The organism is Trinickia sp. HAY1-2D (assembly GCF_056754935.1).
Genome location: NZ_JBPGWX010000002.1, coordinates 1,557,092 through 1,583,563, shown reverse-complemented (window position 1 = coordinate 1,583,563; position 26,472 = coordinate 1,557,092). Strand labels below are relative to the sequence as shown.

Genomic DNA, 26,472 nt, shown 5'->3' with positions numbered 1-26,472 from the left:
TAGGACAATCAGAAGCGGGTACGCACACCCGTGGTCAGCTCGAGCTGGTTCTTCGCGCCGAACGTGCTGCCGACCGTGTAGCCGCCGTGAAGCCGCATGTAGTCGCCCGCAAGGTACAGCTCGGTACGCTTGGACAGGTGATAGAACGTCGATGCGTAGAGCGTTTCCTTGAAGCCGTTGTGCAAGCCGGCCGTCGCATCGAACACGTGGGCCGTGTTGGCGTTCGGAATATCGCCGTCAGCGTTGTACGCGGCGTTGTGAACGCGCATCTGCTGATAACCGAGCTCATAGTCGAACGGTCCCTTCGGCGCAAGCTTGAACGACACCGTCCACGCGTTGTCCTGGCGCTGGCCCAGCGAGCCTTGATTGCCGAGATAACGGAAGTAGCCGGCGTTGATACGCGCGATACCGAACGTGTAGTTACCGCCCACCGACCACGTTTGATCGACGAAGCCCGTGTTGTTCACGTGGTTGTAGAAAGCCGACACGTTGAACGGGCCGCCGTTGTAACCGAGCGCTGCCTGATAGGTGCTGCCCGATGCGAACGACGTGGAGTTGCTGAACGCATAACCTGCGCTTGCGAAGATGCCGTTGCTGAACAACTTCTTCCACGCGAGACCGTTGTTGTAACGGGTACCCGTTGCGCCGGCAGCATAGAAAATCATCTGCTTGAAGTTGTTCGAGTTCGTCCAGCCGCCCTCTTCATAGCGCAGCTTGGCACTGCCGTACGGATCGCCGTAAATCGCCGAGGCGTCACGCGCGATCGTGTTCTGGAAGCCGGCAGTGAATTTACCGTACGTATCGTTCTCGATGCCAACCCACGCATCGCGATCGAAGATCTGGCCCGGATCTTCCATGTTCCCGTTGGCAACCACGAATTCGCTTTCGAGAGTGAAGATCAGCTTGGTGCCGCCGCCGAGATCTTCCGCGCCCCTCAAACCCCAGCGGCTGCCGCTGAACCACGGCTCGCCATCGGCGTTACCCATGCCGATCAAGTGATTGCCCTTCGCATCGGCATGCGTGATGTAAGTGGGGAAGCTCAAATCCATGAGCCCATACAGCTGCACGCTCGACTGCGCGTGCGCGCCGCTCGCCGCGGCCAATGCGCCGGCGGCAATTGCCAAGGTCCGATAGGTCCTTCTCAAGATCGTCTCCTCATTCACTGCGTTGAACTTCTGCTTGTTTGAACGGTGCCACTCCCATCTGAGCACCGAGCTTTCCGCCAAAACGGAATGGAGACAATCGTAGTGGTCCGAATCCTTCGCGCTGCTTTCGTGATCGCTTAGTAGTACTAAGTGCTTTCACTAGTTACGCAATGATGACTAGTTCATCATTGTGCTTCTTTCTCCTTGAGGATATAGCCAAGCCCGCGCAACGTCATGATTTGCGCCGTGGATGCGGAAAGATGCTTACGTAAGCGATGAATGTAGATGTCGATAGCATCGGCGCTCGCCTCATCCTCCAGACTGAACACGCTGTCCATCAGCGCGGCCTTCGTGACGGTCTTGCCCTGCTTGAGCATCAACGTTTCAAGAATCGCATGTTCGCGTCGCCGCAAGGCGAGCGGCGCGTCGTTGTGCGAGAACTCGCGCGTATCCGTGTTGTACTGCAAGTCGCCGCACACGAGCGAGCCCGATTTGCCGCTCGTCTGACGGCGGATCAGCGCTTTGATGCGCGCAACGAGCTCGCGCGCGTCGAACGGCTTGACGACGTAATCGTCCGCACCGATGCTGAAGCAATCGACCTTGTCGTCGATCGAACCATGGGCCGTCAGCATCAAGACCGGCGCGTTATCGCCGCGTCTGCGCAATCGTGCGAGCACTTCCTTGCCGCTCATGCGCGGCAAACGCATATCGAGCAGCACGACATCGTAGCTTTGGGTACTGAGCACGGCATCGGCCGATTCGCCGTCGCTCGCGCAATCGACGGCGAAATTCTCGGCTCGCAGCAAATTGACGATCCAGTGCGCCAGTTCGGCGTTGTCCTCGACCAGAAGCAGTTTCATTGCGTCATTCCTTCACGGCTTGCAGCCGGCAGACGAACGGTGGCCGTGAGGCCGACGCGCCCAGGGCCCGGTGCGACGGACGCCGCGCCGCCATGCGAGCGCGCGATGCCCTGCACGATCGCGAGCCCGAGACCGGTCCCGTCGACATCGGTCGCGCCGCGATAAAAACGCTCGAACACGTGTGCGCGTATCTCCGCGGGAATGCCCGGCCCGTTGTCCACCACTTCCAGCAGCACCTCGTCCCCCTCGCGCCTGCAAATCACCGTCACGTGCCCCCCTTCCTGTGTATAACGAATCGCATTGTCGACGAGGTTCGCAACGAGCGCGGCCAGCAATTGCTCGATACCCATCACGGCGATGTCATCGGCGAGATCGGCCCCAAGGTCGATATTACGCCGCTGCGCCGCCATGATGAGCTCCTCGAGCACGGAGAAAACCACACGTGCCATATCGACGCGCACAAGCGTGGCGGCGGCTCGCGTCGACTCGGCCTGCGCCAGCAGCAACAGCTGATTCGTGATTTCGATCATCTTGAGGCTCGTGCGCCTCACGCCATGCAGCACATCGACGAGCACGGGATCGCCGGCGTTGTGCTGGCAGGCGTATTGGACCTGCGTGTCGAGCAGCGTCAGCGGCGTGCGCAATTGATGCGCGGCATCGGCGATGAATTGCCGCTGCGTCGTCGTATGCAGTTTCAGGCGCGCGATACATTGATTGATCGCGTCGACGATGGGACGCAGTTCGGACGGCAAATGGTGGAAGCGAATCGGTTCCAGCTCCATGGCGTCGCGATCGGCAACGTTTTCGCTGAGCTTCATGAGCGGCCGCAACTCGCTCGTGAGGCCGATCACGACAAGTACCGCGGCCAGCGCGAGCATCAAACCCTGCCGCAGGACCTGCGGGTGCCAGAGCTGCGAGAGCATCGCCTCGCGCGAAGCTTGCGTCTTGGCCACGATCACGGTGACTGGCGTGACGGAGCCCGAGTCATAGACTTGCCGCTGGAATGCGACGGCGCGCAGGTTTTGTCCGTCGAGCACCGTGTCGTAAAACACGGGAAAGGTCGCCAGGTGCCCGGGCAGCGCGAGATCGATCGACCCGCCGAGCAGCTTGTCCTCGCCCGCGACGACCTTGTAGAAGACCTGGTCGCGGTAAGGCGATTCGAACATTTCGAGCGCCGCGGGCGGGATATTCGCGATCAGCGCCCCGTCGCGCCACTCGATGTTTTCGCCTATGGTGCGCGCGGACGCGAGCAGCACACTGTCCTGCACGAGATCGGCCGTCTGCCGCGACGCGTCGTGCGCCATCAAGCCCGTGACGAAGACGAACGTGCCGAGCGGCAGAAAAACCCACAGCAGCAGCCGCGCACGCAGGCTATGCAGCATCACGAACTCCCCCTATTCATCCGACGCTCAACGGGGCGCGGGCACGCATCTTTCGATGCGTGCCCGCGAAGAACCGCTTTGCCGCTTTTACCGCTTTTCGGTTGCGGCCGCGGCGCCTACTTCCTCAGAAGGCGGCCGGTCTCCACTTCAGCAAACGCTTTTCCAGTGTCGTGAGCAGGTAGTCTATCGTCAACGCGACCACGGCCAGCACGATCATCGCAGCAAACACGCCGCTTGCGTTGAACGCGCCCTGCGCCGTCGAGATCAACAGGCCGATACCCTGCTTCGAGCCGAGGAATTCGCCGACGACCGCACCGACGAGCGCAAAACCGAAGCTCGTATGCAAGCTGGCAAGGATCCAGGAGAGCGCCGACGGAATCACGACCGCGGTGGTCAGCTGACGCTTCGACGCACCGAGAATCTGCGCGTTCGCGATCATATAGCGGTCCGCTTCGACCACGCCTTGGAACGCATTGCCAAAGACGACGAAGAACACCATGACGACCGCCAGCGCCACCTTCGATGCCATGCCGAGGCCGAGCGCAATGACGAATACCGAGCCGAGCACCACACGCGGAATCGAGTTCGCGATCTTGATGTAAAGGCTGAAGACGTCGGAAAGCAGCTTGTTGCGGCCGAGTATGACGCCGCAGATGATGCCGCCCACCGCGCCGATCAGAAAGCCGAGCATCGTTTCCTCGAGCGTCACCCAGACCTGCACGAGCAGCGGGCCTTGCGAGGTTCCATTCACGAACCAGTCGACGATCTGATCGAAGATCAGCGACGGCATCGAGAAAAAGAACGGATCGAACCATTTGAATCGTCCGCCGAGCTCCCAGCCGCCGAGCACGACGACGAGCACGAGAATACGCAAGCCGATGACGAGCGCACGGCGCTGCCGGATCCGGCGTTGCGCGACTTTTTCGACCTCGGCGAGCGATTGTTCGCCAAAGGCGCGTTGAGCATGTTCAACAGTTGACATTTTCCGACCTTCCTTCCAGTTCTTGCCGCGTTCTTTCAGTTCTTGCGCGAGGGTAGACATCAAGCAATCTGCACTTCTTCGCGCAGGTCGCGCCAGATATCGCGCGAGATTTCGATGAAGCGCGGTTCGTAGCGAATTTCCGAGGTGATGCGCGGCCGCGGCAAATCGATCTCGTAGACCTTTTTCAGCGTAGCCGGACGCGCCGTGAGCACGAACACGCGGTCAGCCAGCGCAATCGCTTCCTCGAGATCGTGCGTGACGAATACGACGGAGCCCGCATTGGCCGACCATAACTGCAGCAGCTCGTCTTGCATCAGCGTGCGCGTTTGCATGTCGAGGGCCGAGAACGGCTCGTCCATGAGCAGGATCTCGGGCTTGTTGATGAACGTCTGGGCGAGCGCGACGCGCTTGCGCATACCGCCCGAGAGCTGGTGCGGATAGTGATTCTCGAACTTTTCGAGACCGACGCGGCGCAGCCAATCGCGCGCCTCTTCATGTGCGACGGTCTTCGAACGTCCGCGAAACATGGGGCCGGCCGCGACGTTGTCGAGCACGGTGCGCCACGGAAACACAGCGTCCGCCTGAAAGACGAAGCCGATGCGAGGATCGATGCCCGTCACGGGCGCGCCCATCACACGGACTTCACCCGTCGTCGGCTTGAGCAGGCCGGTGATCATGCTGAGCGTCGTCGATTTGCCGCAGCCCGTCGGGCCGACGATCGCAATGAACTCGCCCTTGGCGACCGACATGCTGAAATCGCGCAATGCGATCGTCGCCTTGCCGTCGGGCGAAATGAAGCGGCACGATACCGAGTTGAACTCGATGACAGGTGATTCTTTGGAGACAGCTTTGTTCATCGCAAATCCAGGGAAGTGGCCGGCGCCGCCCCTCGCGGCGCCGGTGAAGGCACGGGCTCCGGCAACGGCCGGAACGCACGGTGCCCGATTATTTCGACTCCACGAACGCGTTGGTGTAGGTCTTCGACAGATCGACGTGCTTGCCCTTGACCGACGGGTTGAAGCCCGCCAACACCTTGAGCACCGTTTCCGGGCCATCCTTCGGCATCTTCGCGTCCTTGGTGAACATCGGCAGCGACGCCTTCAGCGCCATCAGGTAGAGTTCCTTGTCCTTCTGATAGTCGGCCGGCATCTTCGCGGCGATTTCATCGGCGCTGTGCGTACTGATGAACTGCATCGTCTTCGCGAACGCGTGCGCGAGCTTTTGGGCCTCCTGCTTGTGCGATTCTGCCCAGGCACGCTGCACATAAAAGCTCGCCGCCGGATACACGCCGCCGAGCGCGGCCTTCGTACCGTCGACGTTACGCATGTCGACGAGCACCTTCGCGTCGCCCGTCTTCAGCAGCTTGGAGACGGTCGGCTCCGTCGTCATCCCCGCATCGATGCGGCTTTGCTTGATCGCGGCAATGAAGCTCGCATCCGCGCCGACAGGCAGCATCGTGTACTGGTTGGACGCGATGCCGTGCTGGGCAGCGAGGTACTGCGTGAGAAAGCTCGTCGACGAACCGAGGCCGGTCACGCCGAGCGTCTTGCCCTTCACGTCGGCGAACGACTTGAGCGTATCGGCCGCCTTCGTCGACACCATCTCGACTTCGCCGGGCACCTGACAGAACACGGCGATCGCCTCGGTTTCCTTGCCCTTCGTCTGCAAGTCGATCGTGTGATCGTAAAACCCGACCACGCCTTGCACGGCGCCAGCGAGGAGCTCGTTTTCCGCATCGACGCCGGCCGGCTGCGAGAGCAGCTCGACGTCGAGACCTTCGTCCTTGAAGTAGCCGAGCTGCTCGGTGAGCTTCGCAGGCAAATAGATGATCTTGGTGATGCCCCCCACCATGATCGTGACCTTTCCGTCATCAGCGGCTGATGCGTGCTGCGAGACGATACCAAATGAAAGTGCCGAAGCGAGAGCGAGGACCTTCAAATTGCGCAGGGTCGGGTACATCGTGACGTCTCCTTTGTTATCGCGCGCCGCGGGATGCGGTCTGTTGTCGCGTTGATGGCGAAATTCTATTGGACGCAATCCTTCTCGATCCTTTCGCCGATGCAAGGTAGGTATACGGGATTTCCATAATAAACAAGCTCGGTACGCGCACGGTGGACTTCGCTGCGGCGATCCGACGTGTCCGCTATAGTAGGCAGCCATAGCGAGGCATGACCACAAATAATCAGGAGACCCAACGATGCACGGCTCGCCGGCGCCCACCCCGCCCGTCCCACCGGCCCCGTCCCACGGCAGCCTCACCGTGTTGCAAGGCGCGGCGCTCTATGTCGGCGCCGTGCTCGGCACGGGTGTGATCGCATTGCCCGCGCTCGCGGCCAACATTGCCGGGCCGGCTTCGCTGCTGGCCTGGCTCGCACTGGTTCTGCTGTCCGCGCCGCTCGCGGCCACGTTCGCCGCGCTCGGTGCGCGCTACCCCGACGCGGGCGGCGTCGCAACCTACGTGCGCAATGCGTTCGGCGAGCGCGCCTCGGCCATCGTCGGATGGTGCTTTTACTTTGCCGTGCCCGCCGGCGCGCCGGCCGCGGCCATGTTCGCGGGCGCCTACGTGGCCGCGGCCGTCGGCGGCGGCGGCCAGACCGTGTTGCTGACGAGCGTCGCACTCGTGATTGTCGTCACGGCCGCCAACGCGCTCGGCGTCACGATCTCGGGGCGCTTGCAAGTCGTGCTCTCGGCGCTGCTCGTGGCGTTGCTGCTCGCGGCCGTCGCCGTTTCGGCGCCGCATGCGCGGCTCGCCTATCTGCACCCGTTTGCACCGCACGGCTGGTCGGCCATCGCACCCGCGGCAGCGTTGCTCGTCTGGAGCTTTGCGGGCTGGGAAGCCATCACCCACCTGGCAGGCGAATTCCGGCAGCCGGCGCGCGACCTGCCGCTCGCCTCGGGCATCGCGGTCGTCGTCGTGGGCGTGCTCTACCTCGCCGTCGCCGCGGCCAGCGTGCTCGTGCTGGGCCCCGCGGCAGGCCAGGCCGACGCGCCGCTCGCCCAGTTGCTCGTGATCGGTATCGGCGGCAAAGTCCGGATCGTCGCCGCGTTCGCCGCCGTCCTGCTCACGCTTGGCACGATGAACGCTTACTTTGCGGGCGCAGCCAAGCTCGGTGCCGCGCTCGGTCGCGACGGTGCCCTGCCGCGCTGGCTGGCAGCAGGCTCGCTCGCGGGCGACGTCCCGCGTCGCAGCCTGGGCGTGGTCGCGGCGCTGGCCGCGCTCGCCACGGCGGTCGTTGCATGGGCGCAGGTCGGGCCCAAACCGCTCGTGCTGGTGACGACGGGTTCGTTCGTCACGGTCTACGCGCTCGGCACGGCCGCCGCACTGAAGCTGCTGCCGCGCGGCAGCGCCGCCCACCGATGCGCCGGCATCGCATTGATCGCGGTCGCGGCGCTATGCGTGGCGACCGGATGGTTCCTGCTGTGGCCGCTCGTGATGAGTGCCTGCGCGCTGCTTTATCTGGCGCTGCAAAAACGGTTGCAAAAGCGTCGCGACGCCCGGCTTCGGGGCGCGCGGGGCAAGGTCGCGCAAACCGACGGTTAGCGTGCAGTCATCGCATCAGGACGCGCCGCTGCTCGCCACGGCGGGATCGCCGAGCCGATAGGCGCGCCGGGCATTGGCACCGAAGACGCGCGGCACCGCGTCGGGACCGTACGTGCCGACCAGTTCGAGCGCATGAGCGAGCCACGCCCGCCCTTCTCCTGCACAGCGCACGACGGGAAAATCGCTGCCCCAAATCGTCCGCTCGGTGCCGAACAGCTCCAGCACACGCCGAGCCCACGGCTCGACCGTCTCGACGGGCGAACCCGACGCCGCCTCGGTCCATAGACCTGACAGTTTGCAGTAGACCGACGGATGGGCGGCGAGCGCGGCGAGCCGCTCGCTCCAGGCCTCGCGCCCCTCTCCGGAGGCGATGTCGGGCTTCGCCGCATGGTCGATCACGACCGTCAACGACGGATGCCGCTCGACGAGTTCGAGAATCCAGGGCAGATGCACGGGGCGAACGAGCGCGTCGAAAGTCAGCTGCGATTCGACCATCGCATCGAGCGCACGACGCGCGAACGGGCGCCCGATCCACCCCGGATCGGGCAGGTCCTGCAGCATCGGCCGCAAGCCGACGAGATGCGGATGCGTCGCCAGCGCCGCGATACGCGCGGGCGCATCGTCGCGCTCGAAGTCCGTCCATCCGACCACGCCAGCGACTTCGCCGGGGTGCGCCAACGCGTGCTCGAGCAAAAACGTCGTTTCGTCCTCGGTCGGCGCAGCTTGCACGAGAATGCCGGCGCTTACGCCGAGGGGCGCGAATTCGTCGCGCCAGTGCGCCAGCCCGTAATCGCGGTAAAGCACGCCGAACTCGGGCGTGAGCCACCCGTAATCGCCCCGCGCCAAGGACCAGATATGAAAATGTCCGTCGATGACCATCGTCAGGAATCCTGAACAAGCAAAGGAAATGTCTTTCTGGCGATCCGCCGCATCGGGGGCGGCGGCATCGTGCGCCGGGCAGCCCTCAGCCGGGCTCGCTCGCGTTCGCGGGAATGAGCCCCTCGCCTTTGAGCGCCGCCCAGAACTCGCGCGGAATGGGCGCCGCCATCGCGGCGCAGTTCTGCCGGACTTCCTCGGGCGTGCGCGCACCGGCGATGACGCAGGCCACCGGTCGCGGCGCCTTGCAAAACTGCAGCGCGGCGGCCTTCAGATCGACGCCGAAGCGCTCGCATAAGGCAAGAAGCCGCGCCCGTCTGTCGAGCATCGAAGCGGGGGCTTCGGCATACTCGAACGTATTGCCGCCCGCGAGGAGCCCCGAGTTGTAAGGACCGCCGATTACGAACTGCACGCCGCGCGCCTCGCAAGCAGGGATGAGCGCATCGAGCGCGCCGGTATCGAGCAGCGTATAGCGCCCCGCGAGCAGAAAAATGTCGGGGTCCGCATCGTCGAGCGTTTTCAGACAGGGCTCGACGCGATTCACGCCAAGCCCCCACGCGCCGATGATGCCCTCGTCGCGCCATTGAGACAGCACCTTCATCGCGCCGTCCACCGCGATCCGGTAGTGCCGCAGCCAGTCGTCGCCATGCGTGTCCTGTGCGACATCGTGGATATAGACGATATCGATGCGATCGGTGCCGAGTCGTTTCAAACTCGCCTCGAGCGAGCGGCGCGCACCGTCGCCCGAATAATCGTATTCCACGCGAAACGGCAGACCGCCGACAAAGCCGTTATGAACCTCGGGCACGGAAGCGTCCGGAACCAGCAGACGTCCCACTTTCGTCGATACGACGAAAGCGTCGCGCGGATAGCGCGCAAGCACGCGGCCCAGCCGCGTTTCCGAGAGACCCGCGCCATAAAACGGCGCCGTGTCGAAGTAGCGAATGCCGGCGTCCCAGGCGGCCGACACCGTCTCCAGCGCCACCTCGTCGCTGACGCGCGCGAAAAGATTGCCGAGCGGCGCCGCCCCGAAGCCCATTGGGCCGGGGGCGATCGCGCCGCGCTCGTCACGGTCGTGGCGATCTGAGCGATCGTGGGTCACGGTCGTATCTCCATAAACGAAGCGCCCGTATCAGGCGTGGGATAACTGCGGCGCCTTGGCCGCGCGTTCGGATTTCGCCGCCTTGCCCCGACGGGCCGGGGCGCGCTTGGGGGCTGGCGCGACGCACGATTGACGCACGACCAGCTCTGGGGCGAAGACGATATGGCGGGGCGCGACATCGAGTCCGTTCACGCGCTCGACGAGCATGTCGAGCGCGGCGGCGGCCATCTCGTCGACGGGTTGCCGCACCGTCGTCAGCGCCGGTGAGAATGCGGCCGCCCACGCGAAGTCGTCGATGCCGACCACCGAGATGTCGTCGGGACACCGGATGCCGGATTCGGCCAGCGCGCGCATCGCGCCGATCAACATCTGGTTGTTCGTCGCGAAGATGGCGGACGGCGGCTCGGGCAGCTTCATCAGCGCCTGCGCGGCCTTGAATGCCTCCGGCTCGCCGAAAGCGCCCTGCCGCACGAGTTCCGGTATGACCTCGAGCCCTGCCGCGCGCAACCCGTCGACGAATCCGGCCAGGCGATCCCGGCCCGGCACGAGATGTTGCTGACCTGCAAGGATCGCAACGCGCGTATGGCCGAGCGAGAGGATGTGCTGCATGACGATGCGCGAAGCGGCCACGTTGTCCAATACGACAGAGTCGTAATCCGACGCCCGGATGATGTGATCGACGGCCACGATCGGCATGATGCCGACGTTGTTGGCGAGGTCTTTGTAGGTTTCGTCGGGGCCCGTCGCGCACAGAATCGCGCCGACCGCCAGATGCGCGCGCAGCATGCGCAAGTACCAGCGTTCCTGCTCGAGATCGCGCTCGCTGTCGCAAAGCAGCACGGCATAGCCCAGCGTGCGCGCGCGCTTTTGGACTTCGTGGACGAGCTCCGTGAAAAATGGATTCGTGATATCGGGCACCACGAGACCGATCAGCTTGGTCGCACCTTTCTTGAGGCTGCGCGCCACGGTATTCGGCGCATAGCCGAGCGCCGCCACCGCCTTTTGCACGCGGCTCGTCAGCTCGGGGCTCACGTACGTCGAACCCGAGAGTACTGCCGAGACAGTGGCCAGGCTGACTTCGGCCAGCCGCGCCACATCCTTCATCGTTGCTGCCACGTTGTTTCCCGCTCTGAATGGTCCCATCGATGCCTTTGCCGAGCCGCTCCTCATGGTCTCGCCCGCAAGACGAGCCCCGATCATATCCGCATTCCCAAACTGTGGCAAAACGTTTAGCGAAACGTTTCGATGGACGCGGCAACATGGTTAACCCGATAGTGCCGTCTCACCTGTTGACATCGGCCTTAGCGCCATCTAGTCTCACGCCGAAACGTTTAGCGAAACGTTTCGGCAAGCGAACCGCCGGGGCTCCCTTCGGGGCCCCGTCCAGGACGAGACAGATGAGTGAGACAGATCAACCGCCAGCCGGGCAAGCGCCGCGCCCCCTGGTGTCCATCCGCAACTTGTGCAAGTCGTTTCCCGGCGTGCGTGCGCTCGACAATTGTCAGTTCGAGTTGCTGCCGGGCGAGGTCCATGCCCTGATGGGCGAGAACGGCGCCGGCAAGTCGACGCTGATGAAGGTGCTATCGGGTGTCTACCAAAAGGACGAGGGGGAAATCCTCGTCGATGGCCAACCTGTCGACATTCCCGACCCGCGCGCCGCCCAGGCGCTCGGCATCGGCATCGTGCATCAGGAGTTGAACCTGATGAATCATCTGAGCGCCGCGCAGAACATCTTCATCGGGCGCGAGCCGAAGGGGCGCCTCGGGCTTTTCATCGACGAGCGCGAGCTCAATCGCCGGGCCGCCGCGATCTTCAAGCGCATGCATCTGAAGCTCGATCCGCGCACGCCGGTGGGCGAGCTCACGGTGGCCAAGCAGCAGATGGTCGAGATTGCGAAGGCGCTCTCGTTCGATTCGCGCGTGCTCATCATGGACGAGCCCACCGCGGCGTTGAACAACGTCGAGATCGAGGACCTCTTTCGTATCATTCGGCAGCTGCAGACCCACGGCGTCGGCATCGTCTATATCTCCCACAAAATGGACGAACTGCGGCAGATCGCGAGCCGCGTGACGGTCATGCGGGACGGACAGTACGTGGCCACGGTTCCCACTGCGACAACGCCGGTCGAGACCATCATCGGCATGATGGTCGGACGCCAGCTCGACAGCGCGCCGCGGCACCCGAGCCACACCGCCGATAACGAGATCGCGCTCGAAGTCAAAGGCCTGACGCGCGGCACCGCGATCCGCGACGTGAGCTTCACGTTGCGTCGCGGCGAGGTGCTCGGTTTCGCCGGTCTCATGGGCGCGGGCCGCACGGAAGTGGCGCGCGCGATCTTCGGCGCCGATCCACTCGAGCGCGGCGAGATCTACGTGCACGGCAAGCGCGTATCGATCAAATCGCCGAAGGATGCGGTGCGCCACGGCATCGGCTATCTGTCCGAAGACCGCAAGCATTTCGGCCTCGCCACCGGGATGGACGTGAAAGCCAACGTGGCGCTGCCGAGCATGCACAGCTTCACCTCGTTCGGCATGTTTCTCGACCAGCGCGCGATTCATCGCGCGGCCGACAAATACGTGAAGCAGCTGCGCATCAAGACACCTTCGGTCGATCAGCAGGTGCGTCTGCTCTCCGGCGGCAATCAGCAGAAAATCGTGATCGCCAAGTGGCTGCTGCGCGATTGCGACATCCTCTTTTTCGACGAACCGACGCGCGGCATCGATATCGGCGCGAAGACGGAAATCTACAAGCTCATCGACGCGCTGGCGGCCGAAGGCAAGGCCATCGTCATGATCTCGTCGGAGCTCCCCGAAATCCTGCGCATGAGCCATCGTGTGCTCGTCATGTGCGAGGGGTGCGTGACCGGCGAACTGCCGGCCGGCACCGCCACGCAGGAAAACATCATGCAGCTCGCGACGCAACGCGAGTCAGTCGTCACCGAATGAATCGACGGAATCGAACATGAGCCAGACACCGAACCCGCTGCCTCCGGCAGAACCCGCCCTGTCGATGGAGCGCGAGCGCAGCGTCGCCGCACTCGTCGGCAAGATTTTTCACTCCGGCGCGCGCCAGAAGCTGCTCGCGTTCGCCAGTCTCATCGTGCTCATCGCATTTTTCGGCATTGCGTCGCCGCAGTTCCTGCAGGTCGACAACCTGGTCAGCATCTTGCAGGCCACGGCGGTGAACGGCGTGCTCGCGGTCGCGTCCACGTTCGTCATCATTACCGGCGGCATCGACTTGTCCGTCGGCACGTTGATGACCTTTTGCGCCGTCATGACGGGCATGGTGCTGACGAACTGGGGCATGCCGCTTTTCGTGGGTATTCTCGCCGCGCTCTTCTTCGGCGCGCTGTGCGGCTGGATCTCCGGCTTTCTGATCGCGAAGCTGCGCATTCCGCCGTTCATTGCCACGCTCGGCATGATGATGCTGCTCAAGGGACTCTCGCTCGTGATCTCGGGCACGCGGCCCATCTATTTCAACGACACACCTGGCTTCACGAGTATCTCGCAGGATTCGGTGATCGGCACTTTGATTCCGGCGCTGCCGATTCCGAACTCGGTGCTGATCCTCTTCCTGCTCGCCGTCGTTGCCGCGGTCGCACTCAACAAGACGCTGTTCGGCCGCTATACGTTCGCACTCGGCAGCAACGAGGAAGCCGTGCGCCTGTCCGGCGTGGCCGTCGATCGGTGGAAGATCGCCGTCTATACGGTCGGCGGCGCCATTTGCGGCATCGCCGGTCTGCTGATCGCTTCGCGGCTGAATTCCGCGCAACCGGCGCTCGGCCAGGGCTACGAGCTCGATGCGATCGCGGCCGTCGTCATCGGCGGCACGTCGCTATCGGGCGGCATCGGCACGATCACGGGTACGATGATCGGCGCATTCATCATGAGCGTGCTCGTGAACGGGCTGCGCGTGATGTCGGTCGCGCAGGAATGGCAGATCGTCGTGACGGGCGGAATCATCATCGCGGCCGTCTATATGGACATGCTGCGTCGAAGAAAACAGCGGTAACGTTGCCTTGTTTTACAGCAGGCGCGCGCTTCGCCCGCGCCATGAGTTCAACCAGAGAGGAGACGTGCAAATGATGAAACCGAGATTGATCGGCGCGGCTGTCGGGCTTGCCCTGGCATTGGGATTCGGTGCGGGGGCACAAGCGGCGGACGAGCCGTATGTCGCGCTGATCTCCAAGGGCTTTCAGCATCAGTTCTGGCAAGCCGTGAAAAAAGGCGCTGAAAAGGCTGGCCAAGACTATCACGTCAGAGTCACGTTCGAAGGGCCCGAAACCGAAGCGATGGTCGACAAGCAGATCGACATGCTCTCGGCCGCGCTGGCGAAACGGCCCGCCGCGATCGGTTTCGCCGCGCTCGACAGCAAGGCGGCGATCCCCCTCCTGAAGAAGGCACAGCAGGAGAAGATCCCCGTCATCGCGTTCGACTCGGGCGTCGACAGCAACATCCCGCTCGCCACCGCGGCCACCGACAACAAGAAGGCAGCCGCGCTCGCCGCCGACAAGATGGCCCAACTCATCGGCGACGAAGGCGAAGTCGCGCTCGTCGTGCACGACCAGACGAGCCGCACGGGTATCGATCGGCGCGACGGTTTCGTCGACGAAATGAAGGCCAAGCATCCGAAGGTCAAGATCGTCGATATTCAATACGGCGCCGGCGATCAGTTGAAATCGACCGAGATCACGAAGGCGCTGCTCGCCGCGCATCCCAAGATCAAGGGCATCTTCGGCGCGAACGAAGGCTCGGTGATCGGTGTCATCCACGGCACCAAGGAAATGAAGATGACCGGCAAGGTCGTCATCATCGGCTACGACTCGGGCAAGGAGCAAAAAGAAGCGATCCGCTCCGGCATCGAGGCCGGCGCAATCACGCAGAACCCGGGCGGTATCGGCTACGAAACGGTCAAGGCGGCCGTCGAGGCCATCAACGGCAAGGCGAAGCAGATTCCGAAGGTGATCGACACGGGCTTTTACTGGTACGACAAGTCGAACATCGACGATCCGAAGATCGCATCGCAGCTCTACGATTGATTCTCTATTCCCCACCCAGCGTGGGGTCTTAGCCGGTCGCCCGCCCCCGCGCGCGACCGGCTGCGCATGGAAACCGTGGACACTGTGACGCGCAGTGGCTACGATCGTCGAACCGTCAACTTTCGTACCGAATACGCTCATGCAGCCAGCATCGCTTTCCGTTTTGCCGACCGATCTCGACCGAGCGCTCCTCGTCGGGCGCGTCTGGCGCGAAGCGCCCGTCGATGGGCCGTCCGTCGTCGCCGTGCGCAACGGCGAGGTCTTCGATATCACGGCCTCGGCACCCACGACAGCCGATCTCTTCGATCGCCCCGATGCCGTCGACGTCGCCCGGCACGCACCGGGCGAGTCGCTCGGTCCCGTCGCGCGATGGATCGAGGCGAGCTTCGACGGTGGCGGCGCAAGCGGCGCGCGGCTCTTGGCGCCGTGCGATGTGCAAGCCATCAAGGCCTGCGGCGTGACGTTCGCCGTCAGCCTGCTCGAACGTGTGATCGAAGAGCAAGCCGGGGGCGATGCGAGCAAGGCCGAGCAGGTACGGCAACTCATCGTCGAGCTGATCGGCACGGATCTCGCGAAGATCAAACCCGGCTCGGAAGCGGCCATGAAGCTGAAGGCCGAGCTCGAGCGTCGCAATGCCTGGTCGCAATACATGGAAGTCGGCATCGGCCCGGACGCCGAAGTATTCTCCAAGTCCCAGCCGATGTCGGCGGTCGGACTCGGCGCGGCCGTCGGTCTTTACCCGAGCTCGCAATGGAACAATCCCGAGCCCGAGATCGTGCTGGCAGTGAACAGCGCGGGCGGCATCGTCGGCGCGACGCTCGGCAACGACGTGAACCTGCGCGACATCGAAGGCCGCTCGGCGCTGCTGCTCGGCAAGGCGAAGGACAACAACGGCTCGTGCGCGATCGGCCCGTTCGTGCGCCTTTTCGACGAACATTTCACGCTCGATACGGTGCGTCTCGCGAGTCTCGCGCTGCGCATCGAGGGCGATGACGGCTTCGTGCTCGAGGGCGTCAGCCACATGAGCGAGATCAGCCGCGATCCGGCCGACCTCGTCTCGCAGACTTTCGGCCCACACCATCAGTACCCCGACGGCTTCGTGCTGTTTCTCGGCACGATGTTTTCGCCGATCAAGGATCGGGATGCGCCCGGCGCCGGATTCACCCACCACCTCGGCGATGTGGTGACGATTTCGACGCCTTCGCTCGGCGCGCTCGTGAACACGGTGCAACGGTCGAATGAAATTGCACCGTGGACGTTCGGCGTGCGCGCGCTTTACCGCAACCTCGCGCGCCGCGGGCTGCTCAACGCGTAACGCTCGCGCGAGGCGTCGAACGCTCCGTCACGCCTTCGCGCGCGAGCCGCATGGCTTCCACAAGCACGGCCTGCTCGCCGATATGATTGGCGAGCAACAGAATCAGTTGCGCATTGGCAGACTGGCTTTGCGCATCGTCCAGATCGCGATGCATCTCGAGCAACGATTCATAAAAATCGTCGGGCCGGGTCAGATTCGGTTCGGTCTTCAACGACATATCGTCACCTCGATCGCTTAGCCGCGCTTGGCGGCGTCAATCCACGTTGGCGCATAGCGCACGCGCGAGCGCTGCTTCCAGATCGGCGGCGCTGGCCGCACGCCAGCGCGCGCAGACATGCTGGTCCGGCCGGATCAGGTATGCGGTGCCGGGTTTCGCGTCGTAGCGTTCGGCAGCCAGCCCTTCCCGATCGAATAAAAGGGTCGCGGCAGCGGCATCATCGGTGCCGCTCACTTGCGCACCCGCTGGCAATACCACGACGTTTCGGACCGGAACCCGGCAACTCGCCGAGGCCGCCAGCAATCCCCGCGCATTCGCGTCGAGTCCATTCGTACCGCCGAAAATGAGCAGCGAGAAAGTATCGCCGAGGTGCGAGAGCAGCCAGTCGTCATCACCGTCGCGATCGACCGGGGCGTCGGCGCTGACGGAACCGGGCACCGTGCTGCCCGAAAAGGTGTCGCGATCCGCGGTGTTGAGCGCGGAGTCGGCAAGCACCGACGGAACCGACAGCCTGCCGCTGTTGACGAGCTGGCGAGCGAACGCATGATGTCGCGCGAGCATGAGCACCGCGTCGCGAAAGACCCGGCTCGTCGCCGTCTTCGGCGTAATGAAATCGGTCGAGCGCGTGGAGTGGCGGATGTTCTCATCGGCTGCATATTCGCGTTCCCGCGCATAGGAATCGAGCAGCGCGTCCGGTGCCAGTCCTCGCAGGACGAGCGCCAGCTTCCAGGCGAGATTATCCGCATCCTGCAAGCCGCTATTCGCGCCTCGAGCACCGAACGGCGACATGCAATGCGCACTGTCGCCCGCGAAAAGGACATTGCCGCACCGAAAGCTCTTCATGCGCACGCATGAAAACGTATAAACGCTGACCCACTCGAGGGAAAATTGCGCATCGTGGCCCAACAGTGCACGCACGCGCGCAAGCACTCGCTCGGGCGCCTTCTCGAGCTCCGGATCGGCATCCCAGCCGAGCTGGAAATCGATTCGCCATACATTGTCGGGCTGTCGATGCAGCAGCACCGACTGATTCGGATGAAATGGCGGATCGAACCAGAACCATCGTTCGGGCGGAAAATCGGCCTCCATCTTCACGTCGGCGATCAGGAAGCGGTCCTTGAACGTGCGTCCCGCGCTGTCGCAGCCGAGCAGCTTGCGCAGCGGACTGCGCGCGCCATCGGCGGCCACGACGAAACGGGCGCGCAACTCGTATTGCCCCTCGGGTGTCTCGATCGTCAACGCGATCGGCTCGCAACCGTTGCCGCGCGTATCCGCATTGCGCACCCGCGGCGCTTCGATTGCGACCACTTTGTTTTTCCAGCGCACGTCGAGATTGTCGAGCTGCATCGCCCGCTCGAGCAGATATCCTTCGACGTAGTACTGCTGCAGATTGACGAACGCCGGGCGGCGGTAACCGCTTTCTCCGAGCAGGTCGAACGCATAGACGAGCTCGTCGCGGAAGAACACCTTCCCGACGTGCCAGCGCACGCCCTTCGCCGCCATGACCTCACCGCAACCGAGACGGTCGAATACCTCGAGCGATCGCTTCGAAAAACAGATCGCACGCGATCCGACAGAGAGGCGGTCATCGTCATCGACGAGCACCACCTCGATGCCGCGCTGCGCGAAATCGATTGCCGTAGCGAGTCCCGTCGGGCCCGCACCCACGACGACGACCGGATGGACCACCGCCTGCGCATCGGACGCAGCTTCCGCCGCGCGTCGATAGTCGAAGTGCGCGTTCCGATAGTCGGCCGGCGTTTCCATGCGTTGCCTCGAGCGCTCAGCCCTGCAGGGCGCCCCACATTTCTTTGTCGCGCTGCGCCGTCCAGATGCGAGGATGAACGATGCCGCTCGCCTCGTCGTAAGCACGCGAAACGTCGAACGGCAGACAATGCTCGTAGATAAAGACGCTACCGAACTTGGGATCCATCGCCTCGCGCGCGAGGGCCATCGCGGCCTTCAGATCGAGCTTGCGCTCGACGGCCGTGCGCGCTTGCGCAAGCAGCGTCGTGACGAAATCCAGCGTGTAGTCGATGCCGGCGTTCACGGCCGCGCGATTCGTCAGCGCGGGGCCGCGTCCCGGCACGAGCTTCTCGGCCCCGAGCGCGCGCAACGCATCGAGGGTGGCCGGCCATTGCGCGAGTTGTGCGTCGCCGCAATAGCAGGCCGCCTCGTATTCCACGAGATCGCCCGAGAACAGTACCTTTTGCCCGGGGAGCCAGACGACCGTATCGCCTTTCGTATGGCCCGCCCCGAGATGCATGATTTTGACTTCCAGCTTGCCGAGAAACAGCGTGAGCTCCCGCTTGAAGACGAGCGTCGGCCAAGTGAGGCCCGGCACCGTCTCCACGCCTGCGAAGAGCCGCGGAAAGCGTTCGATTTCGGAGTGCATGTCCGCTTCGCCCCGCTCGACGATCATCTCGTACGTGCCGCGGCTCGCGATGATTTCCTGGGCTCCTTCGCTCGCATAGGCCGACGCGCCGAGCACGCGCACGGCATGGTAGTGCGACAGCACGACGTGCTTGATCGGTTTGTCGGTGACGCTGCGGATCCTGGCGATCAGATCGCGCGCCATGGCGGGCGTCGCAGTCGTATCGACGATGAGCACGCTGTCGTCGCCGATCACTACGCCGGAATTCGGATCGCCTTCCGTCGTGTAGGCATAGGCGTTTTCGGACAACTGCTCGAACGAGACGCGCTTTTCCTGCAGATCCGCCTGCGATGCAAAAGCCTTTACCATGTCTGACTCGCTGAACGTGGTGGGGGATGGCCGCGATGCGACTCATCGACGACCGGTCGATTGCATCTTAGTTCACGCCGCCTTGCCCACCAAATATCCCTTACATCGGCTGACATGGCCTGGCGACATGCAGCGCGCCGACGCGGCAGTGCCCCACCGGCCCGAAGGCATCCCCTTCTTCGCACGGCGCATCGCCATTTCGCACACTGCGGTTCGAGCACAGCACGGTATCGCTAAGCTCTGAACTATCGACGCCGGGCGCCCCGGCTCAACCCTGAACGAGGCGGTTTCAGACCGGAGCGAGTTGACGATGACGACGATTTCGAAGTTCGAGCAGCATCTCGTCGCCGCGCGGCTGCCATGGCGCGCGCGAAGCTGGCATCTCGCCTGCGCGTTGGATTTCATCGATTGGGCAAACGACGCGTTCGCCTCATCGGGGGGATGGAAGACGTTGATGGCGCAAAACAGATACGTTCTGGAAACCTGCCGCGAACGCTATTTATCGGAGGCCATTGCCGAGCGCGACCTGCGCAGCGAAGAACGGCTTCGGCTGAACTGTTTCATTCGCTTCGTCGAAAGCTCGGCCCGGGAAGAATCGGCGCAGCCCGATGCGCCGTTGCCGGCCGGTACGCCCCCCTCCTCCCCGGACCGCTACTGCGCGGTGCCCGCACGGTAACACGCCTGCTTGCCCTGAACGTCGTCATAGATCATCCGGTAGCCGCTCGCGGCGCCGCTGCCCGCGTGGGCAGATCCCAGCACGACCTGCGTATGCTGCGCGTTTTGCGAAACCGGCGCGATGACGTAGGCGGCGAGCACCGGGTCGGTGCGTGCCGCGTCGGCACCGATGATCCGCCTCACATGCGAGAGATGCGTGCGATACCAGCCCAAGAACGGCCGGTAGGCGGGCCCCGCATAATGGCTGTCGATGATCATCCACGGGTCGGTCCTCGCCGTCTTACCCAGTTGACTGACGTCGAAATCGAGATGCGCTTTGAAATCGCCGCCGAGCCGCGAGTCGGGCTGCCCGATCCGGCCGATGTCATACCGGGCCGCGTCGGTCCCGGCTTGCAAATCGTTCCAATGCTTTCCTGTCCAGGTCACCACATGCGCGAGTTTGTAGTCGCCCGTGAATTCGCCGCTGTCGGTGAGCGCATTTTCTTGTGTGATGTAGAGCAGATCGCCTGGGCGCAGATAGCTCTGCATCGCGTCGAAATTTCCCTGATTGATGTCGAGCAATACGCCCGGCGACGGATTCGCGTCGGAGCCGCCCCGATCGGCCGTCGAGCAGGCTTGAGTACCGATGCCCGTCGATAGATCGTTGGAGGTCATGCCGGCGAAGTTATAGATCCATGCGGTGTAGTCCGAGCAGTCCACGCCCTTCCAGTTGATGGCCGCCGCGGGAAACGACGCGGGCGTATCGCTTGCCGCCACCTGCACGCTTTGGGCGCCGTTCGCATTGCGCTGCCCAGTGCACGTCATCTGCTGCGGATTGCCGCCCGCCGACTCCCCCGACGTGCTCTCCGGCGTGGAATTGCGGTACTTCGGGTTGGCGCGATTCGAATCGTCGGGCGGCAGCCATCCGGGGACATGGTGGTGGCAGTAGTTGATGTTCTGGTCGACCCAGAAATTTTCCGCGGCCATGACCAGTTCGCGCTTGAACGTATCCATGTCCGTGCAGTTCGCCGGCGGCTCGATGGCCCCATATCCTCTCGCGAACGGCCCCCAGCGGCTAGGTGTTTGGAACGTCGACCAATTCTGGTCGGTCATGCCACCGGCGAGCAGCGCCTGCACCGAGTTCTTGCGGCCTTCGAACAGCGCAAGATTGTCAGTCAGCAGCGCGACCCGATCCCCACATGCGGACGCGGCAGCAAGCTGCGGTGCCGTTTGCTGCGCAGGCTCGAGCATCGCAAGCGACGTGATGCCGGTGCGATTGTGTGCATTGTGGGCAAACGCGGCGGCGCCCGAGGTAACGAGGCAATGGTCGGCATCGGCCGCTGCGACGGAGCCGTCGCTCAAGACGTCGCCCGCACCGGTGTGACAACGGGCGAGCGTATCGCCGTTCGCCGCCTGGTCGACGATCGCTTGCGAGCTCGCAGCAATCGCGAGACCGTTATCGCTGCGGCTTTGCGACTCGGCACCGAGCGCGAACGCCATCTTCGCGCCATCGGACACGGCTGCGCCATCGGAAGCCGGTGGATAGACCGGCACGGTCTGCTGAACATCGATGCCGCCGACGAATGCGTTGACGCGTGCGGACGCCGCGGCGATGTTCTCGGCGCTCAAGCCTCCGGCCGCGATGGCATCGATGACGATCGCATTCGAGTACGGGGAGACCACCATGGTTGTTGGCGCCGAAACATAGACGGCATCGAGTTCGCCCGAAAGCGACGCCCGCTCGCCCGTCGCTTCCTCGATATAGCGCCCGCCGCTCGCCCGCACGAGCACGGGGTAATGCGCAGGCCGCGCTAGCGAGAAACTGCCGTCATCGGCCGTACGCGCCATAGCAGCAGGCAGCGGGGAAACGGCGCCGTCTGCCGCAATTTCATAGACGGCGACGGACGCCTGAGAGACGTTAGCCATATAGACGCCGCCGCTTTGCGGCGCCGCCGCCCCACCACTGCATGCATTCAAGAAAAACATGGAAACCATGCAGAAAACCAGCTGCGGCAAATTTCTGTTCATAACGAGCCAGATAATCGTTCGATGAATATTCACTGCGATAACGACTTCGCCGCCCCAAATCTGTAGCGAAGCGCATTCGATTCTTCGAAAGTTTTTTAAGGGTGCGTTCCGAATTCGGCAAATGAGAGGTGTGCGCAAGCGCGCGATCCGCTTCTTTGAAGCGAACCGCGCGCCGTCAACCGATCAATCGCTCAACTACTGTTGCTTGCTCGACGGCTGCGGCCTCGCTTTCAAACGGCCCTGATAGTGCGGGATGCGGCGCTCGACTGGCTGCTCCGGCATCAGTGCCTGGCGCATCAGCCGGGCTGCGACGCTCGGTGACGCGGCGAGCGAATCGATCGCCGTCGCGCGCGATTGCGGCGCAAGGCCGTGGTCGACCAGCAAGTGCGTGCCGAGCTTCAGATTCGTCAGCCTGGCCGGCTCGAGCAGTGCACTCGATTGCGCGAGCAACTGCGTCCACGCGTTGTCGCCATAGTTCACGACGTAATAGTCCTGTCCCGTCGGATCGGCCAGCACCGCGCCGCAGCCTTGGAGACGCACCTGCATGTCCGCGCCCTTCATCGAGACGGTCTTACGGCTCGTCAGACCGTCGCCATAGGCCAACGTCAGCGGGATCGTCCATAGCGTTCCGGGATACGGATTCTGGTTCGGGAACGGCAGCTGCTTCAACGTCACGACCGATTGGTTCGTCGTCAGATCGCACGTCGTGTTCAGCGAGACCAGCGGTACACCCGTTTGTCGCACGAAGCTGTCGCCGATCTGCGTCATCGGCTCCCCGCTTGCTCGCGCGAGTTCGTCCCATAGCCGCTTGGGCGTGACGTTGCCGAGTGCGTAATCCGCCAGATACGACTGCAGCCCACTGCGCATCACGTCCTCGCCGAGGTAGCCCTCGATCATCTTCAGAACCTGACCGCCCTTGTCATAGACAAAACGCCCGGCGTTGATGACGAAGTCGTTCGAAGCCCATGCGTTGAAATTCGGCTGCACCGGGAAGGATGCGGACGTCAGATCGTCCGCGATGACGCGATACTTGTTGCGGACCTCGCCTTCCCAGTTGAAGCGATCGGGAAAGAAGGCGATCTTCGTCTTGTTCTCGAAGAACGTTGCGAACGATTCGTTGAGCCAGACGTCGTCCCACCAGTCCAGCGTGACGAGATCGCCAAACCACTGGTGAGCTGCCTCATGTGTCAGCACGGTCACGCCATAGTTCGACATCGGGGTGCCCGGTTGCGGCAAGATGTCGTCGGCAAACTCGAGAATGGCCCCCCAGTTCTCCATCCCGCCGAAGTTCAGATCTTTCTGCGCCTTGAACGCGTCGTTCGCCGCGACTGTATCGAACTTCGTCAAGGGCAGCGGAATGCCTGTGTAACGATAGTAGTAATCGAGCGCCTGCTTCGTCTGCTGCATGGCCGGCAATGCCCAATCGCGCATGCCCGGCGGCGTGAAGATGCGCAAATGCAGACCCTTGCCGTCCGGCAGCGGGCTCGAGAAGTCGTCTTCGAGCACATCGAACTGCCCGCCGCCGAAAAAGAGCAGGTACGACGGCATCGGCGGCGTCTTCTCGAATGAAACGCGCTTATAACCGCTGTCCACGTTGACCGGCGGTTTCTCCGCCGCGTTCGAGACGACTCGCCAGTTCTGCGGCACGTCGGCGCTGACCTCGTAGGTCGGGCGGAACGCCGGCTCGTCCCACCCGGGGAACCATTGCCGCGCGAGATCCGATTCGCCTTGTGTCAGGATGGCGCCGCTCGTCGTACCGTCGGTCGCCTTCAGATCGACGCGGAATACGCCTTCCGCAGCGGAACATCCCGGATAAGGATCGTTGCCGCAACTGCCGCCCGTCTTCGTGACCGGGTCGTCATAGCTTTTGAAGTTGATGATGCCGCGCCATTCCATGTGCAGCGAATAGGTGCCCGCCGCGATCTGTCCGCTCGCAGGACGCAATTGATAGTAATCGCCCTGGTCCTGGGGCGTCGCGACCAGCTGCACATTGCCGGGCTGCAAGGCGATGGTGCCGTTTACGAACTGCAGCCGGTGCGCGGCCACGGTGATCGCGGTGACCGGCTTGAGCACCTTGATCTCGACGTCCGCTCGGCCGTCGAACGCATTCAGCACGGGGTTCGGGCGGAACCAAAGCCGGTAATTGACCGGTATGACCGTATCGGGCATTTCCACCGGCGATACCGTCTTGTCCACGCCCGGCGTCGCCGCGACGGCGGAAGCAGGCGCGACAAGCGCCGGAGTGCTGGGACTCGAAGTGGCCGCGCCCGCACGGCTCGCCGACGCCTGTCCACCGTCACCGCCGCCGCATGCGCTCAATAGCGCGAGCGCGGCAATCGAAGCGTAATGCCAATTCAATCCAAAATGAAATCGCATAGAAATCCTGAATGAGAAAGTGTTTAACCGATGCCAGGTTTCGTCTCGTTGTTCTTCTCTCTCATTCGCCGGCAGGCAATACGACGCCACGCAAGCAAATCCGTAGCTCGCGACGAAAAGGGGCGTGCTGCGCCCCGGCCCAGCATTCACTGAAACCCAGACCGTGATTCCAACCTGCAATAAATAGGAGTACTAAACGTATGGACTACTAAAAATCATCGTTGACATCGTCGACTCCATAGGAACGGGGCGGCGCGAATGTCTTCCAGAAAAACCAGCGACAGCGCAGAGTACGTTCCACTTCCTTTTAATGTCAACTCGCTTTCACTGTATTACTTTTCTAATCGTTTTGGCAAACGGTATGCTATATGCAAATTTCGTAGTAACCGGTAATTTTTATTCTATCTCACAACGCATCTTGCATATTTTCATGTAATAAACGGATAAGCGTGGACCAGGACCTCCAAAAACTTGTAGGCCCCACGAATTCGAATAAAGGAATGCCGTATTGGATGACGGAACGAGCGGCAGCGCGATCATTCGGCCGGCGAAGCGCTCTGCCCGCATCGGGCGCGCGCGGCTTGCGCGCGCTGGAGCAAAAACCGCCGCACCGCCGGGTCCGATTCAAGGCCGATGGCACGTTGATATGCGTCGAGGCAGGTTTGCCACGCGCCGACGCGCGCCGACAGTTCGGCCCGCGCCGCCCAGAATGGCTGATAAGCCAAAAGCCGTGCATCGCCCGCGACCTCGTCGAGCGCGGCAAGGCCGGCCGCTGCGCCATCGCGCTCGGCCAATGCAACCGCCCGGTTGAGCGCGGCAACCGGCGAGCCGCTCAACGCGCACAGCGCGTCGTAGAGTTGCACGATCGCCTGCCAGTCGGGACGATGACCGAACCTGCGCATCGCGTGGGCCGATTGCACCGCGGCTTCCAACTGATAGCGGCCGATCCGGCCGGCCCGGCTCGCGCGGGCCAGCAACGCTTCCGCTTCTTCGATCATGCCGCAATCCCATCGCATCACATCCTGCTCGCTCAGCGCGATGTAGGCCCCGTCGGCCGCGCGGCGAGCATCGCGGCGGGCGTGCGTGTGCAGCATCATGGCCAGCAATCCGAGCGCCTCCGGCTCGTCCGGCATGAGCGAGACGACGAGGCGGCCCAGCCAGATGCCCTCATCGGCGAGATTGCGGCGGTGGGGATCCCCGCCCTCGGGATCCGACCATCCTTCGGCATAGACCGCGTAGATCGAATCGAGCACACATTCGAGCCGCGCGGGCAGCTCGCCGGGCTCGGGCATCTCGAGTGCAATGCCGGCTTCGCGAATCTTGTTCTTGGCCCGCACGAGCCGCTGGCTCATCGCCGATGGCGCGACGAGGAACGCGGAGGCGATCGTCGCAGCATCGAAGCCGAGCACCGCTTGCAAGACGAGCGGCGCACGCGCGCTGCGCTCGAGCGCGGGATGCGCGCAGGCGAACATCAATTGCAGGCGCTCGTCGGGAATCGATGCGGCGGCATCATCCGTCTCGGGCGCCAGCTGGCTCAGCCATTCCAGATACTGGGCTGCATCGGCGTCACGATAACGACGTCTGATCGCATCGACGATACGGCGCTTGGCCACCGCGAGCAGCCACGCATCCGGCGTGCGCGGCACGCCGTTGCGCGGCCAATCCGCGAGCGCGGCCGCGAATGCGTCCGCGAGCGCGTCTTCGGCGCCCGCCACGTCGCGGCTGCGCGCGGCGAGAAAGGCGATGAGCTTGCCGTAACTGAGCCGCGCCGCCGCCTCCGCGGCACGCGCGGCGGCCGTGTCCCCGCTATCGGGCATTCGGGGCGTACTCGTGCATCGGCCAGATAGGGCGAACTTCGAGCCCGGCGTAGTCCGCCGCGGGACAACGCGCAGCCCATGCGAGCGCCTGATCCAGATCGGGTACGTCGATCAGGTAATAGCCGCCCAGTTGCTCGCGCGTTTCCGCATACGGTCCGTTGAGCACCTCCGTTTTGCCGTTCTTCGCTCGAACCGTGGTGGCCGTGTCGACCGGCCGCAGTCGGGCACCGGCACGCCAGACGCCGGCTTCCTTGAGCGCCTCCGTATAGGCGCCGAACGCAGCCGTCATCTCCGCGGCCTGGCTCGGCGTCATTTCGGCGGCCCGGGCTTCATTGCCATAAATCATCAGCAGATATTCCATTTGTCGCTCCTGAAGAGTTGCGGCAACACGCAGCG

The 26,472-nt window shown here is 63.5% G+C and carries 22 protein-coding genes; 6 read left to right on the top strand and 16 right to left on the bottom strand.

Going from position 1 to position 26,472, the window contains the following annotated elements:
* Window positions 1–8: 8 nt before the first annotated feature.
* From ACR9ZC_RS14550 to ACR9ZC_RS14525, 6 genes are all read right to left on the bottom strand, one after another.
* Window positions 9–1,145, bottom strand: coding sequence for a porin (locus tag ACR9ZC_RS14550; RefSeq protein ID WP_481580839.1), 1,137 nt, complete (start codon window positions 1,143–1,145; stop codon window positions 9–11).
* 185 nt (window positions 1,146–1,330) lie between these two features.
* Window positions 1,331–2,005: a response regulator gene (locus tag ACR9ZC_RS14545; RefSeq protein WP_331566812.1), complete on the bottom strand. Its 675-nt coding sequence runs from the start codon at window positions 2,003–2,005 to the stop codon at window positions 1,331–1,333.
* Entirely contained in the window at window positions 2,002–3,387 is a 1,386-nt protein-coding gene (locus ACR9ZC_RS14540) for a sensor histidine kinase (RefSeq protein WP_481580838.1), read from the bottom strand. Before ACR9ZC_RS14540 ends, ACR9ZC_RS14545 begins: the two co-directional genes overlap by 4 nt.
* A 124-nt stretch (window positions 3,388–3,511) precedes the next feature.
* A complete protein-coding gene (locus ACR9ZC_RS14535) occupies window positions 3,512–4,369 on the bottom strand; it encodes an ABC transporter permease (protein ID WP_481580837.1) in 858 nt (285 codons plus the stop codon).
* Window positions 4,370–4,428: 59 nt separating this feature from the next.
* Complete coding sequence (locus ACR9ZC_RS14530) at window positions 4,429–5,226, bottom strand: ABC transporter ATP-binding protein (protein ID WP_481580836.1); 798 nt, start codon at window positions 5,224–5,226, stop codon at window positions 4,429–4,431.
* Between the two features lie 88 nt (window positions 5,227–5,314).
* The gene (locus tag ACR9ZC_RS14525) at window positions 5,315–6,328 is read right to left on the bottom strand and encodes an ABC transporter substrate-binding protein (RefSeq protein WP_331566805.1); all 1,014 of its coding nucleotides are present in this window, start codon (window positions 6,326–6,328) and stop codon (window positions 5,315–5,317) included.
* Window positions 6,329–6,566: 238 nt separating this feature from the next.
* On the opposite strand from ACR9ZC_RS14525, the gene ACR9ZC_RS14520 reads away from it, so the two are divergent.
* Entirely contained in the window at window positions 6,567–7,910 is a 1,344-nt protein-coding gene (locus ACR9ZC_RS14520) for an APC family permease (RefSeq protein WP_481580835.1), read from the top strand.
* 15 nt (window positions 7,911–7,925) lie between these two features.
* Here ACR9ZC_RS14520 and ACR9ZC_RS14515 read toward each other — a convergent pair whose 3' ends face one another.
* The 3 genes from ACR9ZC_RS14515 to ACR9ZC_RS14505 all read right to left on the bottom strand — a co-directional run bounded on the left by ACR9ZC_RS14515 (window position 7,926) and on the right by ACR9ZC_RS14505 (window position 11,004).
* Complete coding sequence (locus tag ACR9ZC_RS14515; protein WP_481580834.1) at window positions 7,926–8,789, bottom strand: amidohydrolase family protein; 864 nt, start codon at window positions 8,787–8,789, stop codon at window positions 7,926–7,928.
* A gap of 85 nt (window positions 8,790–8,874) precedes the next feature.
* The gene (locus ACR9ZC_RS14510) at window positions 8,875–9,825 is read right to left on the bottom strand and encodes an aldo/keto reductase (protein WP_481582674.1); all 951 of its coding nucleotides are present in this window, start codon (window positions 9,823–9,825) and stop codon (window positions 8,875–8,877) included.
* A gap of 93 nt (window positions 9,826–9,918) precedes the next feature.
* Window positions 9,919–11,004: a LacI family DNA-binding transcriptional regulator gene (locus ACR9ZC_RS14505; RefSeq protein ID WP_481580833.1), complete on the bottom strand. Its 1,086-nt coding sequence runs from the start codon at window positions 11,002–11,004 to the stop codon at window positions 9,919–9,921.
* A gap of 281 nt (window positions 11,005–11,285) precedes the next feature.
* Between ACR9ZC_RS14505 and ACR9ZC_RS14500 the strand changes: the two genes are divergently transcribed.
* The 4 genes from ACR9ZC_RS14500 to ACR9ZC_RS14485 all read left to right on the top strand — a co-directional run bounded on the left by ACR9ZC_RS14500 (window position 11,286) and on the right by ACR9ZC_RS14485 (window position 16,241).
* Window positions 11,286–12,833 carry a sugar ABC transporter ATP-binding protein gene (locus ACR9ZC_RS14500; protein WP_481580832.1) on the top strand — a complete coding sequence of 516 codons (1,548 nt, stop codon included), beginning with the start codon at window positions 11,286–11,288 and terminating at the stop codon, window positions 12,831–12,833.
* A gap of 64 nt (window positions 12,834–12,897) precedes the next feature.
* A complete protein-coding gene (locus tag ACR9ZC_RS14495) occupies window positions 12,898–13,899 on the top strand; it encodes an ABC transporter permease (RefSeq protein ID WP_481582673.1) in 1,002 nt (333 codons plus the stop codon).
* Window positions 13,900–13,969: 70 nt separating this feature from the next.
* On the top strand, window positions 13,970–14,926 hold the full coding sequence (locus ACR9ZC_RS14490) for a substrate-binding domain-containing protein (RefSeq protein ID WP_481580831.1): 957 nt from the start codon (window positions 13,970–13,972) through the stop codon (window positions 14,924–14,926).
* A gap of 139 nt (window positions 14,927–15,065) precedes the next feature.
* Complete coding sequence (locus tag ACR9ZC_RS14485; RefSeq protein WP_331566792.1) at window positions 15,066–16,241, top strand: fumarylacetoacetate hydrolase family protein; 1,176 nt, start codon at window positions 15,066–15,068, stop codon at window positions 16,239–16,241.
* On the opposite strand, the gene ACR9ZC_RS14480 is transcribed toward ACR9ZC_RS14485, so the two are convergent.
* Genes ACR9ZC_RS14480 through ACR9ZC_RS14470 form a run of 3 tightly spaced genes read right to left on the bottom strand, consistent with a single transcriptional unit; the run spans window position 16,231 to window position 19,201 of the window.
* Window positions 16,231–16,458, bottom strand: coding sequence for a DUF2783 domain-containing protein (locus tag ACR9ZC_RS14480; RefSeq protein WP_481580830.1), 228 nt, complete (start codon window positions 16,456–16,458; stop codon window positions 16,231–16,233). The genes ACR9ZC_RS14485 and ACR9ZC_RS14480 overlap by 11 nt on opposite strands.
* A gap of 36 nt (window positions 16,459–16,494) precedes the next feature.
* Window positions 16,495–18,225, bottom strand: a complete 1,731-nt coding sequence (locus ACR9ZC_RS14475; RefSeq protein ID WP_481580829.1) for an FAD-dependent oxidoreductase — start codon at window positions 18,223–18,225, stop codon at window positions 16,495–16,497.
* A gap of 16 nt (window positions 18,226–18,241) precedes the next feature.
* Window positions 18,242–19,201 (bottom strand): MBL fold metallo-hydrolase, encoded by a 960-nt coding sequence (locus ACR9ZC_RS14470; protein WP_481580828.1) that lies wholly within the window; start codon window positions 19,199–19,201, stop codon window positions 18,242–18,244.
* A gap of 310 nt (window positions 19,202–19,511) precedes the next feature.
* Here ACR9ZC_RS14470 and ACR9ZC_RS14465 point away from each other — a divergent pair, with 310 nt between their 5' ends.
* On the top strand, window positions 19,512–19,877 hold the full coding sequence (locus ACR9ZC_RS14465; RefSeq protein WP_331572684.1) for a hypothetical protein: 366 nt from the start codon (window positions 19,512–19,514) through the stop codon (window positions 19,875–19,877).
* Here ACR9ZC_RS14465 and ACR9ZC_RS14460 read toward each other — a convergent pair.
* From ACR9ZC_RS14460 to ACR9ZC_RS14445, 4 genes are all read right to left on the bottom strand, one after another.
* A complete protein-coding gene (locus ACR9ZC_RS14460) occupies window positions 19,853–21,916 on the bottom strand; it encodes a hypothetical protein (protein ID WP_481580827.1) in 2,064 nt (687 codons plus the stop codon). The genes ACR9ZC_RS14465 and ACR9ZC_RS14460 overlap by 25 nt on opposite strands.
* Before the next feature lie 162 nt (window positions 21,917–22,078).
* Window positions 22,079–24,259 (bottom strand): M1 family metallopeptidase, encoded by a 2,181-nt coding sequence (locus ACR9ZC_RS14455; protein WP_481580826.1) that lies wholly within the window; start codon window positions 24,257–24,259, stop codon window positions 22,079–22,081.
* 536 nt (window positions 24,260–24,795) lie between these two features.
* Entirely contained in the window at window positions 24,796–26,076 is a 1,281-nt protein-coding gene (locus ACR9ZC_RS14450) for an RNA polymerase sigma factor (protein ID WP_481580825.1), read from the bottom strand.
* On the bottom strand, window positions 26,066–26,437 hold the full coding sequence (locus ACR9ZC_RS14445; RefSeq protein ID WP_331572692.1) for a YciI family protein: 372 nt from the start codon (window positions 26,435–26,437) through the stop codon (window positions 26,066–26,068). Before ACR9ZC_RS14445 ends, ACR9ZC_RS14450 begins: the two co-directional genes overlap by 11 nt.
* Window positions 26,438–26,472: the final 35 nt, after the last annotated feature.

Bases quoted from the DNA above. Each gene is read 5' to 3' on its own strand.
- ACR9ZC_RS14545 (WP_331566812.1), bottom strand. From the start codon at position 2,005: ATGAAACTGCTTCTGGTCGAGGACAACGCCGAACTGGCGCACTGGATC.
- ACR9ZC_RS14540 (WP_481580838.1), bottom strand. From the start codon at position 3,387: ATGCTGCATAGCCTGCGTGCGCGGCTGCTGCTGTGGGTTTTTCTGCCG.
- ACR9ZC_RS14535 (WP_481580837.1), bottom strand. From the start codon at position 4,369: ATGTCAACTGTTGAACATGCTCAACGCGCCTTTGGCGAACAATCGCTC.
- ACR9ZC_RS14530 (WP_481580836.1), bottom strand. From the start codon at position 5,226: ATGAACAAAGCTGTCTCCAAAGAATCACCTGTCATCGAGTTCAACTCG.
- ACR9ZC_RS14525 (WP_331566805.1), bottom strand. From the start codon at position 6,328: ATGTACCCGACCCTGCGCAATTTGAAGGTCCTCGCTCTCGCTTCGGCA.
- ACR9ZC_RS14520 (WP_481580835.1), top strand. From the start codon at position 6,567: ATGCACGGCTCGCCGGCGCCCACCCCGCCCGTCCCACCGGCCCCGTCC.
- ACR9ZC_RS14515 (WP_481580834.1), bottom strand. From the start codon at position 8,789: ATGGTCATCGACGGACATTTTCATATCTGGTCCTTGGCGCGGGGCGAT.
- ACR9ZC_RS14510 (WP_481582674.1), bottom strand. From the start codon at position 9,825: ATGGGCTTCGGGGCGGCGCCGCTCGGCAATCTTTTCGCGCGCGTCAGC.
- ACR9ZC_RS14500 (WP_481580832.1), top strand. From the start codon at position 11,286: ATGAGTGAGACAGATCAACCGCCAGCCGGGCAAGCGCCGCGCCCCCTG.
- ACR9ZC_RS14495 (WP_481582673.1), top strand. From the start codon at position 12,898: ATGGAGCGCGAGCGCAGCGTCGCCGCACTCGTCGGCAAGATTTTTCAC.
- ACR9ZC_RS14490 (WP_481580831.1), top strand. From the start codon at position 13,970: ATGATGAAACCGAGATTGATCGGCGCGGCTGTCGGGCTTGCCCTGGCA.
- ACR9ZC_RS14485 (WP_331566792.1), top strand. From the start codon at position 15,066: ATGCAGCCAGCATCGCTTTCCGTTTTGCCGACCGATCTCGACCGAGCG.
- ACR9ZC_RS14480 (WP_481580830.1), bottom strand. From the start codon at position 16,458: ATGTCGTTGAAGACCGAACCGAATCTGACCCGGCCCGACGATTTTTAT.
- ACR9ZC_RS14475 (WP_481580829.1), bottom strand. From the start codon at position 18,225: ATGGAAACGCCGGCCGACTATCGGAACGCGCACTTCGACTATCGACGC.
- ACR9ZC_RS14470 (WP_481580828.1), bottom strand. From the start codon at position 19,201: ATGGTAAAGGCTTTTGCATCGCAGGCGGATCTGCAGGAAAAGCGCGTC.
- ACR9ZC_RS14465 (WP_331572684.1), top strand. From the start codon at position 19,512: ATGACGACGATTTCGAAGTTCGAGCAGCATCTCGTCGCCGCGCGGCTG.
- ACR9ZC_RS14455 (WP_481580826.1), bottom strand. From the start codon at position 24,259: ATGCGATTTCATTTTGGATTGAATTGGCATTACGCTTCGATTGCCGCG.
- ACR9ZC_RS14450 (WP_481580825.1), bottom strand. From the start codon at position 26,076: ATGCCCGATAGCGGGGACACGGCCGCCGCGCGTGCCGCGGAGGCGGCG.
- ACR9ZC_RS14445 (WP_331572692.1), bottom strand. From the start codon at position 26,437: ATGGAATATCTGCTGATGATTTATGGCAATGAAGCCCGGGCCGCCGAA.